Raw genomic sequence first — 15,229 nt, 5'->3', positions numbered from 1 at the left:
GTCGGGCTCCTGTGTTATGAGGTGGAGTGCAATCTCAGACCAAGCACCGCTCCCACAAAGGATTGCATTTCAAACAGGCAACTATGTTTCCACAAAAAAGCCGCGACATGCGGGCATGTCGCGGCTTTCGGCTAACTCATCAGCCCGCGATCAGACCGCGCTGCGACGATATGCCCGGTAGTTCGGCTGCCAGAAGTTACGCTGGATCGCTTCCACCAGAAACTCTTCGGTGGTTTCCAGCGCCACGCCATCGGCCTGAGCCTGTTTAGCCACCGCCAAGGCGATCTTCTTGCTGACTTCCTGAATCTCCGTCAAGGGCGGCAGTACTGCATCGCCCTTGCCGGTGACCATTGGTGAGCATTCAGCCAGCGCATTGGAAGCAGCCATCAGCATTTTGTCGGAGATGCGCGTGGCTTTTGCCGCGATCACACCCAGGCCAATGCCAGGGAAGATGTAAGAGTTATTGCACTGAGCGATGTGGAACGTGCGGTCGCCTACAGTAACCGGAGCAAATGGACTACCGGTTGCCACCAACGCATCGCCATTGGTCCAGGTCAGCACTTCCTGTGGCGTGACCTCAACTTTCGAAGTCGGGTTGGACAACGGCATCACCAGCGGCTTGGCGCAATGCTTGTGCATCTCGCGGATAACCTGCTCGGTGAACAGCCCACGCTGGCCGGATACCCCGATCAGAACCGTAGGTTTGCCGTTGCTCACCACATCCAGCAATTCCGGGTAGCCCTCGCCGCTCGACCAGCCCGCCACCTCGCCCGCCTTCTGGGCCAGGTTTTTCTGGAAGTCCAGCAGGTTGTCCATGCTGTCAGTAAGCAGACCGAAACGATCAACCATCATCACCCGCTTGCGGGCTTCCGCTTCGCTCAGGCCTTCAATCACCATGGCGGCGATGATGTGTTCGGCGATACCGCAACCAGCGGAACCCGCGCCGAGGAACACCACGCGCTGCTGACCGAGGGTTTCGTTCTTGGCTTTGCACGCTGCGAGCAAGGTGCCCACCGCAACCGATGCGGTGCCCTGAATGTCATCGTTGAAACAGCACAACTGGTCGCGGTACTTCTCCAGCAACGGCATGGCGTTGGTCTGGGCGAAGTCTTCGAACTGCAACAGCACGTCCGGCCAGCGACGCTGCACTGCTTCGATGAACAGGGCGACGAAATCTTCGTATTCCTTGCCCGTCACCCGCTTGTTGCGCCAGCCCATGTACATCGGGTCGTCGAGCAGTTCCTGGTTGTTGGTGCCGACGTCCAGCACGATAGGCAGCGTGTAAGCCGGGCTGATCCCGCCACAAGCGGTGTACAGCGACAACTTGCCAATAGGAATGCCCATACCGCCGATGCCCTGGTCGCCCAGACCCAGAATGCGTTCGCTGTCCGTTACCACGATGATCTTGATGCGATCCTTGGTAGCGCTGCGCAGGATGTCATCGATGCGGTCGCGTTCCGGATAGGAAATGAACAGACCACGGTGTGTGCGGTAGATCTTGGAGAATTCCTGACACGCCTGCCCCACGGTCGGCGTGTAGATGATCGGCAGCATCTCGTCGAGATGCGAATCCAGCAGGCGGAAGAACAACGTTTCGTTGTTGTCCTGAATCGAACGCAGGTAGATATGCTTGTCCAGATCACTGGCGCATTGCTGGTACTGGCTGTAAACCCGCGTGACTTGTTCCTCGATCGTCTCTACGTTTTGCGGCAGCAGCCCGATCAGGTTGAACTCGACCCGCTCTTGCGGGGTAAAAGCACTGCCTTTATTCAACAGGGGCATTTCCAGCAGCGAAGGGCCAGCATAGGAAATGTATAAAGGTCGCGAAGTCTTGGTCATTTTCAGTTATCGCCTTTTCTCGTCTACTCGTGTTCAGTCCGTACAGCCGAGGCAGGCAACCCGGAATCTCCTCGCGGAGCGCATCAGGGCCAGCCCCGAAAAAATCGGGGTCGTGAAATCAAGCTGCATATCTTACTCGCGCAAAATCGTGTTGCGACAATTTGCCGCTACTACATGGCGAAAGGATGGCAAAAAAGGAAGTCGTCGCGCCCGTCGGTGCTGGATAAACTTTGAATTGTCACTAAATATTGTTGCCCCTGTAGGAGCTGCCGCAGGCTGCGAACTCCGGTTAGTCGGGGAAAATTCTTTCGCAATCTACAGCCAGTGGCTACAGGTAATCCCCTTCCAATCGAGGTAACCCATGCTCACCAACCGCCGCTTCTCTGCCTTTCTGTTCGACATGGACGGCACGCTGCTTAACTCCATCGTCGCCGCCGAACGGGTCTGGACCCACTGGGCTGAACGCCATGGCCTGGACGTCAAATCCTTCCTGCCCACTATCCACGGCGTCCGCAGCATCGACACCATCCGCAACCTGAACCTGCCAGGCGTCGATGCGGAACTGGAAGCCGCAGTCATTTCCCAGGCCGAAATCTACGACGTGGAAGGCGTCATTGAGGTCGCCGACGCCGCCCGCCTTCTCGCCTCGCTGCCGCCGGAGCGCTGGGCCATCGTCACCTCAGCACCCCGCGCCCTTGCCGAAGCCCGACTGAAAGCCGCAGGCCTGGAATTGCCGATCAATATCGTCACGGCCGAAGACGTCAGCCAGGGCAAACCTGCTCCCGAATGCTTTCTGCTCGCAGCCAAACGCCTGGGCGTCGATCCGAAAGACTGCCTGGTGTTTGAAGATGCGCCGGCGGGCATTGCAGCGGCAGAAGCTGCGGGGGCCAGCGTGATGGTGATCACTGCGACCCATGAGCATGAGATGGATACGCAGCATGGGACGTTGGCGAGCTATGAAGGGGTGACGGTGGTGATTGATGCTGGTGGGTTGGGATTGGTGAGCGGTTGAATCCAGGAAACCGCGCATTGGCGCGGCCGATACCTACAAAAATTTGATGATCAGCGCGGTAACCGTGGCCGCCGTGCCAAACATGCCGATGGCAATGACAACGGGATACCAGAATATTTCGAGGCTCATTTTTCCAGTTTCGGTTTTGAGTTTGTCCGCCTCGGCAACGAGCTTACGCCTCTCAATATCGAGCTTGTCGGCCTCCATAGCGAGCTTGAGCGCTTCGGCTAACAGCTTGTTGTTCTCAGCTTGAATTTTTTCGATCTCGGCATGACTCATAGCGTGTCCCTGCATGGATTGTTCCTGAAATGAGCACCGAGTTATTCGTCGCTCTGAACGTGCCCTAGATAGTATCTGCGGGCTGAACGCTCATTTTCCGCCAATTCCATTTGGCCGCTGCGGTAGATATTTACTGCTCACCGTTTTGACTGTCAACCTGCGCACCTGCCATCTGAGAAGGACGCCTCATCTGCAGAAATCGAAGGTCTCGACCGGCGCCAAGGCCGCATTCCGAGCCCAGTGTCTGGTGGGCTAACTTCCCCCCCAAAGGTGATCTGCAACACGCAACAACGAAAAAAAACTTGCTCAATAGCGGATGGTGATTAATCTCGGCTTTTTTGGAGGCACACGAAAATGGATATTCGAGCAGTAATGGCCGCATTGGCTTTGCTGATAATCACTGGCTGCAGCGCATACAGTCAGGGCGATGGGCGAGGCGGCGGCAAGGCAGACATGGACGGACGGCCCAACATCTCTTGCGAGGCCACCCCGCCTAATCAGCCAGGGTGTTACTCGAAACCGTCCAAGTATGGATCGTTCAACTGACCTGCCTTCTCAAGAAGGGTCGCTCCCGCAATACCCAGCGCAGCTGGACTTCGATGCAACACATCGATGGCACTGATGATTACTATCGAATCGACCGCCTGCCCGATTGTCGACACCGGTTCCTATAATCGCCATCAAATTTCCCCCTCGCCTGATCTCAGGTGACCTTCACCCCGGATTTCCATACATGCCAACCGCAAGCCAGGCCCCTCGCGGCCTACCCGAACATAATCAGCAAAGCGTCAAACAGCAGTGGCTGGCGATTCTTTCGGTCGCGGTGGGCGCCTTCGCCCTGGTCACCAGTGAGTTCCTCCCGGTAGGCGTACTCAACGACGTCGCCAGCGACCTCGGCATCAGCGCTGGCCGAGCCGGCCTGATGGTGACACTGCCCGGTATCATGGCCGCCCTCGCCGCGCCTTTGCTGTCCGTCGGCATTCGCGGCATGGACCGACGCTATCTGCTGATCGGCCTGACGCTGATCATGATCATAGCCAACTCGGTGGTGGCCTTCGCCAGCGACTTCAACCTGCTGCTGTTGGGTCGTGTGTTGCTGGGCATAAGCATCGGCGGCTTCTGGGCCACGGCCATCGCGCTTAGCGGCAGGCTGGCTCCCAAGGGAGTGGGCGTGGCCCAAGCTACCTCGATCATCATGGTCGGTGTGACCCTGGCCACGGTGCTGGGCGTGCCTGTCGGCACTTGGCTGAGCGGCCTGATGGGCTGGCGCATGACCTTCCTGGCCACCGCGCTGATGGGCATCCCGGTGCTACTGGCGCAGATTTTCCTGCTGCCGCAACTCAAGCCGGAAAAGGCCATTAGCATCAAGGATCTGCCTGCGCTGTTTTATAACCCACGCGCTCGGGTTGGCTTGATCGCCGTATTGCTCATCGGTCTGGCGCACTTCGCGGCGTACACCTATGTCGCGCCATTCTTCAAATACAGCTCAGGCTTTGACGGCCCAACCATTGGCTCGTTGCTGTTGCTCTTCGGTATCGCTGGCGTGGCGGGTAACATTTTTGCCGGTTTCGCCGCCAACCGCAGCGTTCGTTACACCCTGATGTTGGTCGCGCTGATGATCGGCACCAGCACCGCCCTGTTCCCCTACTTCGCCACCCACATGACCGGCGCAGTGATGCTGATCGGCCTCTGGGGTTTCGCCTTCGGCGCCTTCCCGGCTTGCGCCAGCATCTGGATGTTCGTCGTAGCCCCCAAGGACGTCGAACGCGGCATGCCGCTATTCGTCGCCTTGTTCCAGGTGATCATTGCGCTGGGCTCATTCTTCGGCGGGATGATCGTCGACCAACTGGGCAATGCCATGCTGCTCAGCCTCGCCACTGCGTTGGTGGGCTGTGGTTTTGTAACGGTGCTGGTGCTTGGGCGGAATGTCAGTAATGACTTGGCAGCACAGCCGGCTTGATCTAGTTATAGAAACTAAAAAGCCCCGTAGCTGATTCAGCTACGGGGCTTTTTATATGAGGAAAGCCGACATGGGCACTCTGTTAAACACTCAGATGCGCCAAGTTTCTTGACGTCAATTAAAACGAGGGCAATTCACAGAAAATAAGCACTGCCGCCCATATCGAAACTAACTTACGACTGATACCATCCGCGCGCAAAATCAAACTAAGCAATGGAGTGCGTAATGCGCCTGGTTTTACTTGTAAAAATATGTTTTCTGACATTTGCCGTCCTGACGGCTACAGGCTGTGCCAGTATCGTCAGCGAGTCGCGCTACCCTGTGTCGGTAACATCGGCACCGAGTGGGGCCAATTACGAAATCAGTAACGAAGCAGGCTCGGTAGTCAGCTCCGGTGTGACCCCCAATCAGGTAACCCTCAAAGCGGGTGCCGGTTATTTCGATGGGGAAAAGTACACCGTCAACTATCGCAAGGACGGTTACGTGCCCAACACCGAGATTCTCAACACCAGAATGAATGGTTGGTACTGGGGTAATATCGTATTCGGCGGGCTGATAGGCATGTTGATAGTTGACCCACTGACAGGGGCAATGTATCGACTGCCTGAGGGCATCAACTCTAATCTGAACCCAATAGCCGTTGCGAAGAAAATGCCTGGGGGTGAAGTAACAGTGACACCCGTTACCGAGTAATAAATCAGCGCCCCCATAACAAAAAAAACCCGCGCCGGCGGGTTTTTTAATTTATAAACAAGATCAGCGTCTACTCTACTTATCACGAGAGTAAAATAATCCAGCACCTTCAAGCTTTAGACAGGAGCCAAAAAACCCTTCTATAGCAATGAGCTTTATATTTTACCGAACCTACTTCCAATACCCCCAAGTGACACGCCCTGTGCAAGATTGCCGAGCTGTGCAAGGTGAAACCGTCTAAATGCAGGTTCGCAATTAACCTAGGCGCCCTACCATTGATCCAATATTCTCGTACGGCGCAACCTGAGGCACCGATCAACCTTAATGGATAAGGAAATTCACTTGAAAAAATCTGGCTTATCGTTCGCTCCCTTATGTGCCATTGGCATCGCAATGCTAAGTGGTTGCGCCGTTTCCGTGAAAACAGGAGGCGGCGCGTCACTAGTCATTCAAGAGACAGCAAAACAGAACCTTGTCGTCAGCTTCACAGGCAACCAAAAAGTTTTACACAACGACGACTGGCCACTACTCAAGAACGACTGGAGTGATGCTTTAAAGGCCGAAGCGGCGAGCGCAGGTTATAGCCTGAAGGAGGCACAAAATCTTAAGTTGATTAATGCCCCAGGCGTGGGCATCACAGTCAATGTGTCTAACTTTCGCTATCTGACGCCCGGCGCTCGTTACGGCGCTGGCGTAATGGTGGGTAACGCGTGGGTGAACTCAACTGCGGACTTCTCGGATCTGAGCTCTGGAAAATTGATCGGCAGTCGCGCTTACGACACTTCGTCATCAGCCTGGGAAGGTGTCATGTCGGCAATGACTCAGAAGCAGGTGCAAGCGATCGCGAAGCAGATCATCTCCGATATAAAAAGCGCTAAGGGCAAGTAATGTTGGCGGCGCAGAGCCCCCAGACGGCAGGCGTGTTCAAGCCGGGCCTGGACAACATCAGTTACGCCCCGGACTTGCCCTAAACCCAATCCCCAGAAACAACAAACCCCCGAAATCGCGAGGATTATCGGGGGTTTGAGCTACAGCAATAATGGCGGAGAGATAGGGATTCGAACCCTAGGTACTGTCGCCAGTACAACGGATTTCGAATCCGTCCCATTCGGCCACTCTGGCATCTCTCCAACGGCGCGCATGATAACAGCTCAATCGCAGAAGGCGAACCTTTTTGCTGATTTTTTTTCGTGCTATCAAGCGCTTGCGACACTTTTCCCGTCTTAGAGCGGTACGCCCAGGCGGTTGGCGACTTCTTCGTAGGCTTCGATGACGTCACCGAGGCCCTGGCGGAAGCGGTCTTTGTCCATTTTCTTCTTGGTGTCCTTGTCCCACAGGCGGCAGCCGTCGGGGCTGAATTCGTCACCCAGGACGATGGAGCCGTCGCTGAATACGCCAAACTCGAGTTTGAAGTCGACCAGCAGCAGACCGGCGTCGTCGAACAGCTTGCTGAGGACTTCGTTGACCTTGAGCGAGAGTTCTTTCATGCGCGCCAGTTGCTCGGCGGTGCCCCAGCCGAATGCGACGACATGGGATTCGTTGATGAACGGGTCGCCCTTGGCGTCGTCCTTCAGGAACAGCTCGAAGGTGTACGGATTGAGCTTGGTACCTTCTTCAATGCCAAGACGCTTGACCAGGCTGCCGGCGGCGTAGTTACGCACGACGCATTCAACCGGGATCATGTCGAGCTTTTTGACCAGGACTTCATTGTCAGCCAGCAGCTTGTCGAACTGGGTCGGAATGCCCGCAGCTTCGAGCTTCTGCATGATGAAGGCGTTGAACTTGTTGTTCACCATGCCTTTACGGTCCAGCTGTTCGATGCGCTTGCCGTCGAACGCCGAAGTGTCGTTACGGAACAGCAGGATCAAGCGGTCAGCGTCGTCGGTCTTGTAAACCGACTTGGCTTTGCCGCGGTAGAGTTCTTCACGTTTTTCCATGATGGGCTCCGCTTGCTAAGTAGTTGGGCTAGGCGATATGTCGCCAGTCGAGCCCTGAATCTTGATCGGCCAATTGTAGCCAGTCTGGATCGCACCCGAGGGTGTCGACGAAACATTGCCGGGCCAGATGCGGCAGGTTGTTCTTGCTGCTGAGGTGGGCCAGGACCAGATGTTGCAAATCCTGCCAGCCCAACTCGTTCACCAGGCTTGCAGCCTGATGGTTGTTCAAATGTCCTTCGCTGCCACCGACCCGCTGCTTGAGAAAATACGGATAGTGACCTCGGGCAAGCATGTCACGGCAGTGGTTGGACTCGATCATCAGTGCATCCAGCCCATGGTAGCTCTGCAGCACCCTCGGGCAATACGAACCCAGATCAGTCAGCAGACCGAAACGACGCGCGCCATCGGTAAACACGAATTGCGTAGGCTCCAGCGCATCGTGGGCGACGGACACCACATCGATACTCAGACCGCCCAACTGCAACGCCTGCCCACCCACCAGATAACCGGCGGATTCGACAGGTTTGCGCATCCCGCGCGACGTGCCATTGCTCAAGTACACCGGCAGATTGTAGCGCCGAGACAGCAAACCCACGCCATGCACATGATCGGCATGTTCGTGGGTCACCAGAATAGCGCTCAGCTGATGCGCGCTGACGCCAAGTCGCGCCAGCCGCCGCTCGGTTTCCCGCAAGGAGAAGCCACAATCCACCAGCACATACGTGTCGTTGCTGGCGACCAGCGTGCCGTTCCCTCGGCTGCCGCTGCCCAATACTGCGAAACGCACTTAACCCAGGTTGTCTTGAATGACACCCAATACACGACGGGCAACATCTGCCGGCGCGACGGTGTTGATGTTCTTCTCGACGGTCACTTGAACGTTGTCACCCACCTTGCTCAGGCGAACCTGATAACGATCGGCACGGGCATCGATCTCTTCCTTGGTTTCCTTGCTGCCGAACAGGCGGCCGAAGAAACCAGGCTGGTTCTCAGGCGTGTCGGCCCGTTCAGCAAGGTTGATGTAGTAAAGACCGAGGCTGCGGTTGATGTCTTCGACGCGCCATTCGCCCTGGTTGAGGGCACGACCGACGCTGGACCACGCGCGATCCAGATCCGAACCTACGTTCAGAACCGGGTTGCCGCTGCCGTCTTCGCTCAGGGCGACACGACTTGGGGTGTCGTAGTCACGCGCTGCGAGCAGCGACACCGAACCGCCCTGCTCTGCACTGCGGCTCATGGCGGCGAGCATGTCGTCGGTCAGAGCCGCATCCAGGGCAATGTTGGTGGTACGCGACGGGAAATCGACTTCGGCAGTGCTGCCAGCTGGACGTGAAACGCTCACCACGTAGATTTCGCTGGTATTGCGCTGTACACCTGGCTCGATGCGCACGCGAACGCGGGTTTCGGCGTCGGCAGCAGTGCCAGTGGCGCTCAGACGCTTGGCAACCGATGCCGATAGCTCGTCCAGACGCTGCCAGGTTGTGCTGAATTCACCTACTTGCGGGCGATCTTCGGCGATACGGAAACCGTTGTCTTCAAAGTACTGATGCGCCACCGGCCAGACTTCGGCAGGAGCACGCTGAGCCAGAACTGAACGAGTGTCCCCGGTTTTCTGCAGGCTGAAATCGCTGGCGTCAGCGGTGGTTGCCAACGGTTGAGGGCGAGGTACGGTGTACTCGCCCTTAACAGTGTTGTCAGCCACGTTGCGCGGGATCGGCAGCAACGGGTCAAGGCGTTTGGTCTCTGAAACACCGGCAGGAATCTGCATCGGTGCGGTCTGCTGTGCTTCGAGGTAATCACTGCCGCGGTCACGGAAGTAACCATCTTCACCCCACAGCCAACCGCAACCGCTGGTGCTGGAGATAATCAAGGCAAGTGCGGAAAGTCCGGCCAATCGCTTCATTGCGTAATGCTTCCTCAATTAAACCAGAACGCCGGACTGGCGCATGGCCTGCCGCAGCGGTTCGTGACAGGCCTGGCTGAGCCAGGTGAGCGGCAGACGGATACCGTCCGGCATCAAACCCATTTCATGCAGGGCCCATTTCACCGGGATAGGGTTGGATTCGATAAACAGGTTCTTGTTGAGCGGCATGAGTTTTTCATGGATCGCCCGGGCAGTTCCCGCATCGCCGCGCATGGCCGCAGCGCACATTTCGCTCATGTCGCGAGGTGCAACGTTGGCTGTCACGGAAATGTTGCCCTTGCCGCCCGCCAGGATCAGTTCGATCGCCGTTGCGTCATCACCGGAATACACCAGGAAGTCGCTGCTGACGCGAGCGATGATGTCCTTGGCACGCTGGATGTCACCGGTGGCTTCCTTGATACCGATGATGTTCGGTACGGTGGAAAGACGCACGACGGTGTCCGCCAGCATGTCGCAGGCGGTACGGCCCGGCACGTTGTAAAGGATCTGTGGGATGTCTACCGCTTCGGCGATAGCCTTGAAATGCTGGTACAAACCTTCCTGAGTCGGCTTGTTGTAATACGGCGTGACCAGCAGACATGCGTCTGCCCCAGCGCGCTTGGCGTTGTTGGTCAACTCGATCGCTTCACGCGTGGAGTTGGCGCCTGTACCTGCAATGACAGGAATACGACCTGCAACCTGGTCAACCACACGGCGGATCACCTCGATGTGTTCATTCACATCAAGCGTGGCCGATTCACCTGTGGTGCCAACGGCAACAATGGCGTTGGTGCCCTCTTGCAAGTGGAAGTCCACCAGTTTGCTCAGGCTGTCCCAGTCCAGACGTCCCTGTGCATCCATGGGTGTGACCAGTGCCACCATACTGCCCGCAATCATGCAACCGCTCCTGCCGGAAAAAGAGAGCCGTAATGGTACTGGCGCTATCAGCCTTGTACAAGCGAAGTACCACGCTCTGAGCATTCCCCTGAGCGATGGTTTTCGCTACCCTTCGTTCTTTGATCGGTACTGGTCATCTGCGCGCCCCTTTCAATCGGTCGATTTTTTCGTCAGAACCCCTGCTCCAGCGCTGTTGCAGCCTGCCTCTGCTTGATCCGGCAGACGTACCACGCCGGGGTTGCGGTTGCAGTCTGATGCTGTCGATTGCCGATTCGGCCGTGCAAGCCAATAAATCTACCGACCGCTCATCATCTAGGAATGCTGCATGTCGTCCACCCCCACAGTTCGCGAACAATTCCTTGTCATCAGTGCCCTTGGCGCAAACCCAATGGAGCTGACCAACGTCCTGTGCCGCGCCAGTCACGAAAGCCGCTGTTCAGTGGTCAGTTCTCGACTGACACGCCACGGCGAGTACAGCGCGTTGATTCTGCAGATATCCGGCAGCTGGGACGCCCTGGCGCGCCTGGAAACGGGTTTGCCGGGTCTGTCCAAGAAGCACGACTTCACCACCAGCGTGGTACGTAGCGCCACCCTGGAAAGCCGTCCCGAGGCGCTGCCTTACGTGGCATACGTCAGCTCGGCGTATCGCCCGGACATCATCAATGAGCTGTGCCAGTTTTTCATGGACCACAACGTCGAGCTGGAAAACCTGATCTGCGACACCTATCAGGCCCCGCAGACCGGCGGCACCATGCTCAACGCCACGTTCACCGTTACCCTGCCGGCAGGGATCCAGATCAGCTGGCTGCGCGATCAGTTCCTGGATTTCGCCGACGCGCTGAACCTCGATGCGCTGATCGAACCGTGGCGCCCACAAGCCCCTATGTAAGGAAGTCGTCATGGCTGTAGCAGTAGACCAACCGGTAAGCGACTTTCAGGTCCAGGCCACCAGCGGACAAGTGGTTAGCCTGTCCGAGTTGAAAGGCCAGCAGGTGGTGATTTATTTCTACCCCAAGGACAGCACTCCTGGCTGCACCACCGAGGGCCAGGATTTCCGCGACCATTACGCGCAGTTCCAGGCCGCCAACACAGTGGTGTTCGGCGTGTCTCGGGACAGCCTGAAATCCCACGAGAACTTCAAAGCCAAGCAGTCGTTCCCGTTCGAGCTGATTTCCGACAAGGACGAAGCGCTTTGCCAGCTGTTTGATGTAATCAAGCTCAAGAAGCTGTACGGCAAGGAATATCTGGGCGTTGATCGCAGCACCTTCCTGATCGACAAGGAAGGCGTGTTGCGTCACGAATGGCGCGGCCTGAAGGTGCCAGGGCATGTGGCTGCGGTATTGGAGAAGGCTCAGGCATTGAATCAAGTCTGATCGACTCTGAATTGGCTTTCACTATCCTGTGGGAGCGAGCTTGCTCGCGAAGAGGCCGGTACGTCACAGTGTTTCGAGCGGCAGTACCACCGCCTTCGCGAGCAAGCTCGCTCCCACAGGTTTTGCAATCGCCCGAGAATGATTCTTCGCGGGCAGCCTCTCTACAACAGGATCCAGGCGCTCACAAAAGCGGAGCCACGGTAGGTTCCTGCCTCGGCCACGCGTCCAGCACCGCTTTGAACAGGGTCGCCAGTGGAATCGCGAAGAAGATCCCCCAGAAGCCCCACAGCCCGCCAAACAGCAATACAGCGCAGATGATCGCCACCGGATGCAGATTGACCGCCTCCGAGAACAGCAGCGGCACCAGCACGTTGCCGTCCAGCGCCTGGATCACCCCGTAGACCACCATCAGATAGATAAACTGATCGCTCCAGCCCCACTGGAACAAAGCGATCAACGCCACGGGCACGGTCACCACCACCGCGCCAACGTAGGGCACCACCACCGAAATACCCACCAGCATCGCCAGCAAGGCAGCGTAATTGAGACCCAGCGCCACGAAACCGATGTAGGTCACGCCACCGCAGATGAAGATCTCGATGACCTTGCCACGGATGTAATTGGCGATCTGCAGATTCATTTCTTCAGCAACCTGAGTCAGCAGCGCACGCTCGCGTGGAAGGTAGCCGCTGACCCAGCGGCCGATCATGCGACGATCCTTGAGGAAGAAAAACACCAGGATCGGCACCAGCACCAGATAGATCATCAGGTTCGCCAGCAACGGCAGGCTCGACAGCGAGAAGGTCAGAGCCCATTGGCCGAACTTGCCGATTTCGCCGCGTGCAGCATCAATGGCGTGCAGCACCTGCTCGTCGGAGACCAGATGCGGGTAGCGCTCGGGCAACAGCAGTAACAATGACTGCCACTTGGCTAGCATGCCCGGCAGCTCGTTGAACAGGGTGATCAACTGGTGCCAGAGCAGCGGCACCAGCACCAGCAGAAACACCAGCAAAGCGCCCATGAACAGCATGAACACCAAGCCGACGGCTCCTCCTTCAGGTACGCGCAGGCGTTCAAGCAGACTGACCAGCCCCTGCATCAGAAACGCCAGGACCATCCCGGCCAACACCGGTGCCAGCATGCCACCCAGGGTCAGAACAACAGTGAAAGCCAGAAACAGCAACACTGCGAGTACCACCGCCTCTTCATCCGAGAAGTAGCGCTGCACCCAGTTGCGAAGCACGTTGAACATCAAAAATCCTTTTGCAAATGGATAGTCTCAAGAGACCTCAAGCTTTGCGTAACCAATACGTGTAAACGCCCGCTTCGGCCCGCTCATCAAGCAGCTCATGGCCTGCAAGCCGGGCGAAGCTGCGAAAGTCGCGCTGGGAGCCAGCATCCGTCGCGATGACTTTGAGCACCATGCCGCTAGTCAGGCGATTGAGTTCGAGCTTGGCCTTGAGCAAGGGCAGCGGACAGTTAAGCCCGCTGGCGTCGACTTCGGCGTCACAGGTTTCAGGGTGCATTAGAGCGTCAGACATCGTTTCTCTCCGGGCAGGCACATTCGAAATGCAACCTGATGGCAAAATGTTGATCACGATATTTCAGGCAGGCCTTAAAGAATACCCCACTCTGGTCAGCAAGCCATTGAGCCAGCTACAGTACGGGTTCTCCAACTTAGAGCTCCATGGATGAATTTTCTGCGCCCTACCCTGCTGACGCTCGCCTGCCTGCTCGCCATTCCAGGCCATGCCGACGATCTGCCCTCGCTTGGCGATGCCAGCTCTTCCATCGTTTCTCCGGAACAGGAATACCAGCTGGGACGCGCCTGGCTGGGGCTGTTGCGCAGTCAGGTTCCGCAACTTTCCGATCCGCAACTCAAGGATTATGTCGAAACCACGGTCTATCGGCTGGCCGAAACCAGTCAGGTAAACGACCGACGCCTCGAGTTCATCCTGATCAACAGCCCGCAGCTAAACGCATTTGCTGCACCGGGCGGAATCATCGGGGTCAACGGCGGCCTGTTCCTCAACGCCCAGACCGAAGGCGAATACGCCTCCGTACTGGCTCACGAACTGGCTCACTTGTCGCAACGTCACTTTGCCCGCGGCGTAGAGGCGCAACAGCGCATGCAAGTGCCGGTGCTGGCGGCCATGCTCGCCGGTATCGTCATGGCCGCAGCAGGTGCCGGTGATGCTGGCATTGCGGCGATTGCCGGCTCGCAAGCCGCCGCCATTCAGGAGCAGCGGCGTTTCTCCCGGCAGAACGAGCAGGAGGCCGACCGCATCGGCATTCTCAACCTGGAAAAAGCCGGCTACGACCCGCGGAACATGCCAACGATGTTCGAGCGCTTGATGCGCCAGTACCGGTTCGACGCCAAGCCACCTGAATTTCTGCTGACGCACCCGGTAACCGAATCCCGGATCGCCGACACCCGCAACCGCGCCGAGCAGGCCAAACCCGGCGGCAAGGAAGACAGCCTGCGCTATCAACTGATGCGCGCCCGTGTGGCGTTGATCTACGAAGAAACACCGGGTATCGCCGCCAAACGCTTCCGCGCCCAACTGGTCGAGAATCCCAAATCAGCAGCGGCTCGTTATGGTCTGGCAATTGCCCAGATCAAAGGCGGACAGCTCAACGAAGCGCGAGAAAGCCTCAAGCCCTTGCTGGACGGCGCGCCAAACGACATCACCTACAACCTGACGCAGATCGATCTGGATATCACCAATAACCGCTTGGCAGATGCTCAGCAACGCGTCGACCGGATGCTCGGGCAGTTTCAGGATAACTACCCTCTGAATCAGGTCCGGGTTGATCTGCTGCTCAAGCAGAACCGCACCGCCGAAGCGGAAAAATCGCTGGATGGTTTACTCAAACGCCGCCCTGATGATCCGGACATCTGGTATCTCGTGGCTGAAACCCGCGGCCTGAATGGCAACACCATCGGCCTGCATCAGGCACGCGCCGAGTATTTCGCGCTGGTCGGCGATTTTCGCCAGGCGATTCAACAACTCGACTTTGCCAAGCGCCGGGCTAACAACAACTTCCAGCTGGCTTCCCGGATCGATGCGCGACAGAAGGAGTTGATTGATCAGGAGCGGATGGTCAAGGGGATGATGTGAGGGGAACCCTCCGCAATCACAGTCCTCTGTAGGAGCGCACGAGCACCTACAAAAAGCGAATGGGTGGATCAGAAACACCCATTCGCAGCCTTCGGCAGCTCCCATCAAACATAAAACAACTCTCTGAATATGTCGGATTTTGCCTGTAGGAGCGCGCTTGCCCGCGATTGCGGTGTGTCAGTCACACGATGTTTCTCAGTTGGATAGCTATCGC

At 57.3% G+C, this 15,229-nt stretch carries 15 protein-coding genes and 1 tRNA gene; 7 read left to right on the top strand and 9 right to left on the bottom strand.

The genetic code is table 11. From position 1 onward, the window contains the following. Nucleotides 1–150: 150 nt before the first annotated feature. Nucleotides 151–1,839, bottom strand: coding sequence for an NAD-dependent malic enzyme (locus IV01_RS12475; protein WP_032628655.1), 1,689 nt, complete (start codon nt 1,837–1,839; stop codon nt 151–153). 361 nt (nt 1,840–2,200) lie between these two features. Here IV01_RS12475 and IV01_RS12480 point away from each other — a divergent pair, with 361 nt between their 5' ends. Continuing rightward, a complete protein-coding gene (locus IV01_RS12480) occupies nt 2,201–2,851 on the top strand; it encodes an HAD-IA family hydrolase (RefSeq protein ID WP_032628654.1) in 651 nt (216 codons plus the stop codon). Between the two features lie 33 nt (nt 2,852–2,884). Here the strand turns inward: IV01_RS12480 and IV01_RS0125085 are convergent, their stop codons facing one another. Then, nucleotides 2,885–3,130, bottom strand: coding sequence for a hypothetical protein (locus IV01_RS0125085; RefSeq protein WP_154232220.1), 246 nt, complete (start codon nt 3,128–3,130; stop codon nt 2,885–2,887). Nucleotides 3,131–3,863: 733 nt separating this feature from the next. On the opposite strand from IV01_RS0125085, the gene IV01_RS12485 reads away from it, so the two are divergent. From IV01_RS12485 to IV01_RS12490, 3 genes are all read left to right on the top strand, one after another. Next, nucleotides 3,864–5,090, top strand: coding sequence for an MFS transporter (locus tag IV01_RS12485; RefSeq protein ID WP_032628652.1), 1,227 nt, complete (start codon nt 3,864–3,866; stop codon nt 5,088–5,090). A gap of 225 nt (nt 5,091–5,315) precedes the next feature. After that, complete coding sequence (locus IV01_RS0125080; RefSeq protein ID WP_050507559.1) at nt 5,316–5,783, top strand: hypothetical protein; 468 nt, start codon at nt 5,316–5,318, stop codon at nt 5,781–5,783. Between the two features lie 342 nt (nt 5,784–6,125). Then, nucleotides 6,126–6,671 (top strand): DUF4410 domain-containing protein, encoded by a 546-nt coding sequence (locus tag IV01_RS12490; protein WP_154232222.1) that lies wholly within the window; start codon nt 6,126–6,128, stop codon nt 6,669–6,671. 152 nt (nt 6,672–6,823) lie between these two features. Here IV01_RS12490 and IV01_RS12495 read toward each other — a convergent pair. From IV01_RS12495 to dapA, 5 genes are all read right to left on the bottom strand, one after another. Next, nucleotides 6,824–6,913: transfer RNA gene (locus tag IV01_RS12495), tRNA-Ser, on the bottom strand. A gap of 93 nt (nt 6,914–7,006) precedes the next feature. After that, complete coding sequence (gene purC, locus IV01_RS12500; protein ID WP_032628650.1) at nt 7,007–7,720, bottom strand: phosphoribosylaminoimidazolesuccinocarboxamide synthase; 714 nt, start codon at nt 7,718–7,720, stop codon at nt 7,007–7,009. A 28-nt stretch (nt 7,721–7,748) separates the two neighbouring features. Then, nucleotides 7,749–8,507 (bottom strand): MBL fold metallo-hydrolase, encoded by a 759-nt coding sequence (locus IV01_RS12505; RefSeq protein WP_032628648.1) that lies wholly within the window; start codon nt 8,505–8,507, stop codon nt 7,749–7,751. Then, nucleotides 8,508–9,623: an outer membrane protein assembly factor BamC gene (bamC, locus tag IV01_RS12510; protein ID WP_032628647.1), complete on the bottom strand. Its 1,116-nt coding sequence runs from the start codon at nt 9,621–9,623 to the stop codon at nt 8,508–8,510. It abuts the gene before it with no gap. 18 nt (nt 9,624–9,641) lie between these two features. After that, the gene (gene dapA / locus IV01_RS12515; RefSeq protein ID WP_032628646.1) at nt 9,642–10,520 is read right to left on the bottom strand and encodes a 4-hydroxy-tetrahydrodipicolinate synthase; all 879 of its coding nucleotides are present in this window, start codon (nt 10,518–10,520) and stop codon (nt 9,642–9,644) included. Between the two features lie 325 nt (nt 10,521–10,845). On the opposite strand from dapA, the gene IV01_RS12520 reads away from it, so the two are divergent. Continuing rightward, nucleotides 10,846–11,409 carry a glycine cleavage system protein R gene (locus tag IV01_RS12520; protein WP_032628645.1) on the top strand — a complete coding sequence of 188 codons (564 nt, stop codon included), beginning with the start codon at nt 10,846–10,848 and terminating at the stop codon, nt 11,407–11,409. A 10-nt stretch (nt 11,410–11,419) separates the two neighbouring features. Then, complete coding sequence (locus tag IV01_RS12525; RefSeq protein WP_032628644.1) at nt 11,420–11,893, top strand: peroxiredoxin; 474 nt, start codon at nt 11,420–11,422, stop codon at nt 11,891–11,893. A gap of 181 nt (nt 11,894–12,074) precedes the next feature. Here IV01_RS12525 and IV01_RS12530 read toward each other — a convergent pair whose 3' ends face one another. After that, nucleotides 12,075–13,145: an AI-2E family transporter gene (locus tag IV01_RS12530; protein ID WP_032628643.1), complete on the bottom strand. Its 1,071-nt coding sequence runs from the start codon at nt 13,143–13,145 to the stop codon at nt 12,075–12,077. A 37-nt stretch (nt 13,146–13,182) separates the two neighbouring features. Then, a complete protein-coding gene (locus IV01_RS12535) occupies nt 13,183–13,434 on the bottom strand; it encodes a sulfurtransferase TusA family protein (RefSeq protein WP_032628642.1) in 252 nt (83 codons plus the stop codon). A 150-nt stretch (nt 13,435–13,584) separates the two neighbouring features. Between IV01_RS12535 and IV01_RS12540 the strand changes: the two genes are divergently transcribed. Then, nucleotides 13,585–15,015, top strand: coding sequence for a M48 family metalloprotease (locus tag IV01_RS12540; protein WP_032628641.1), 1,431 nt, complete (start codon nt 13,585–13,587; stop codon nt 15,013–15,015). Nucleotides 15,016–15,229 lie beyond the last annotated feature (214 nt).

Origin of the sequence: Pseudomonas syringae, assembly GCF_000737245.1 — a bacterium.
Classification (GTDB): domain Bacteria; phylum Pseudomonadota; class Gammaproteobacteria; order Pseudomonadales; family Pseudomonadaceae; genus Aquipseudomonas; species Aquipseudomonas syringae_J.
This window is presented reverse-complemented; position numbering and strand designations above follow the sequence as displayed.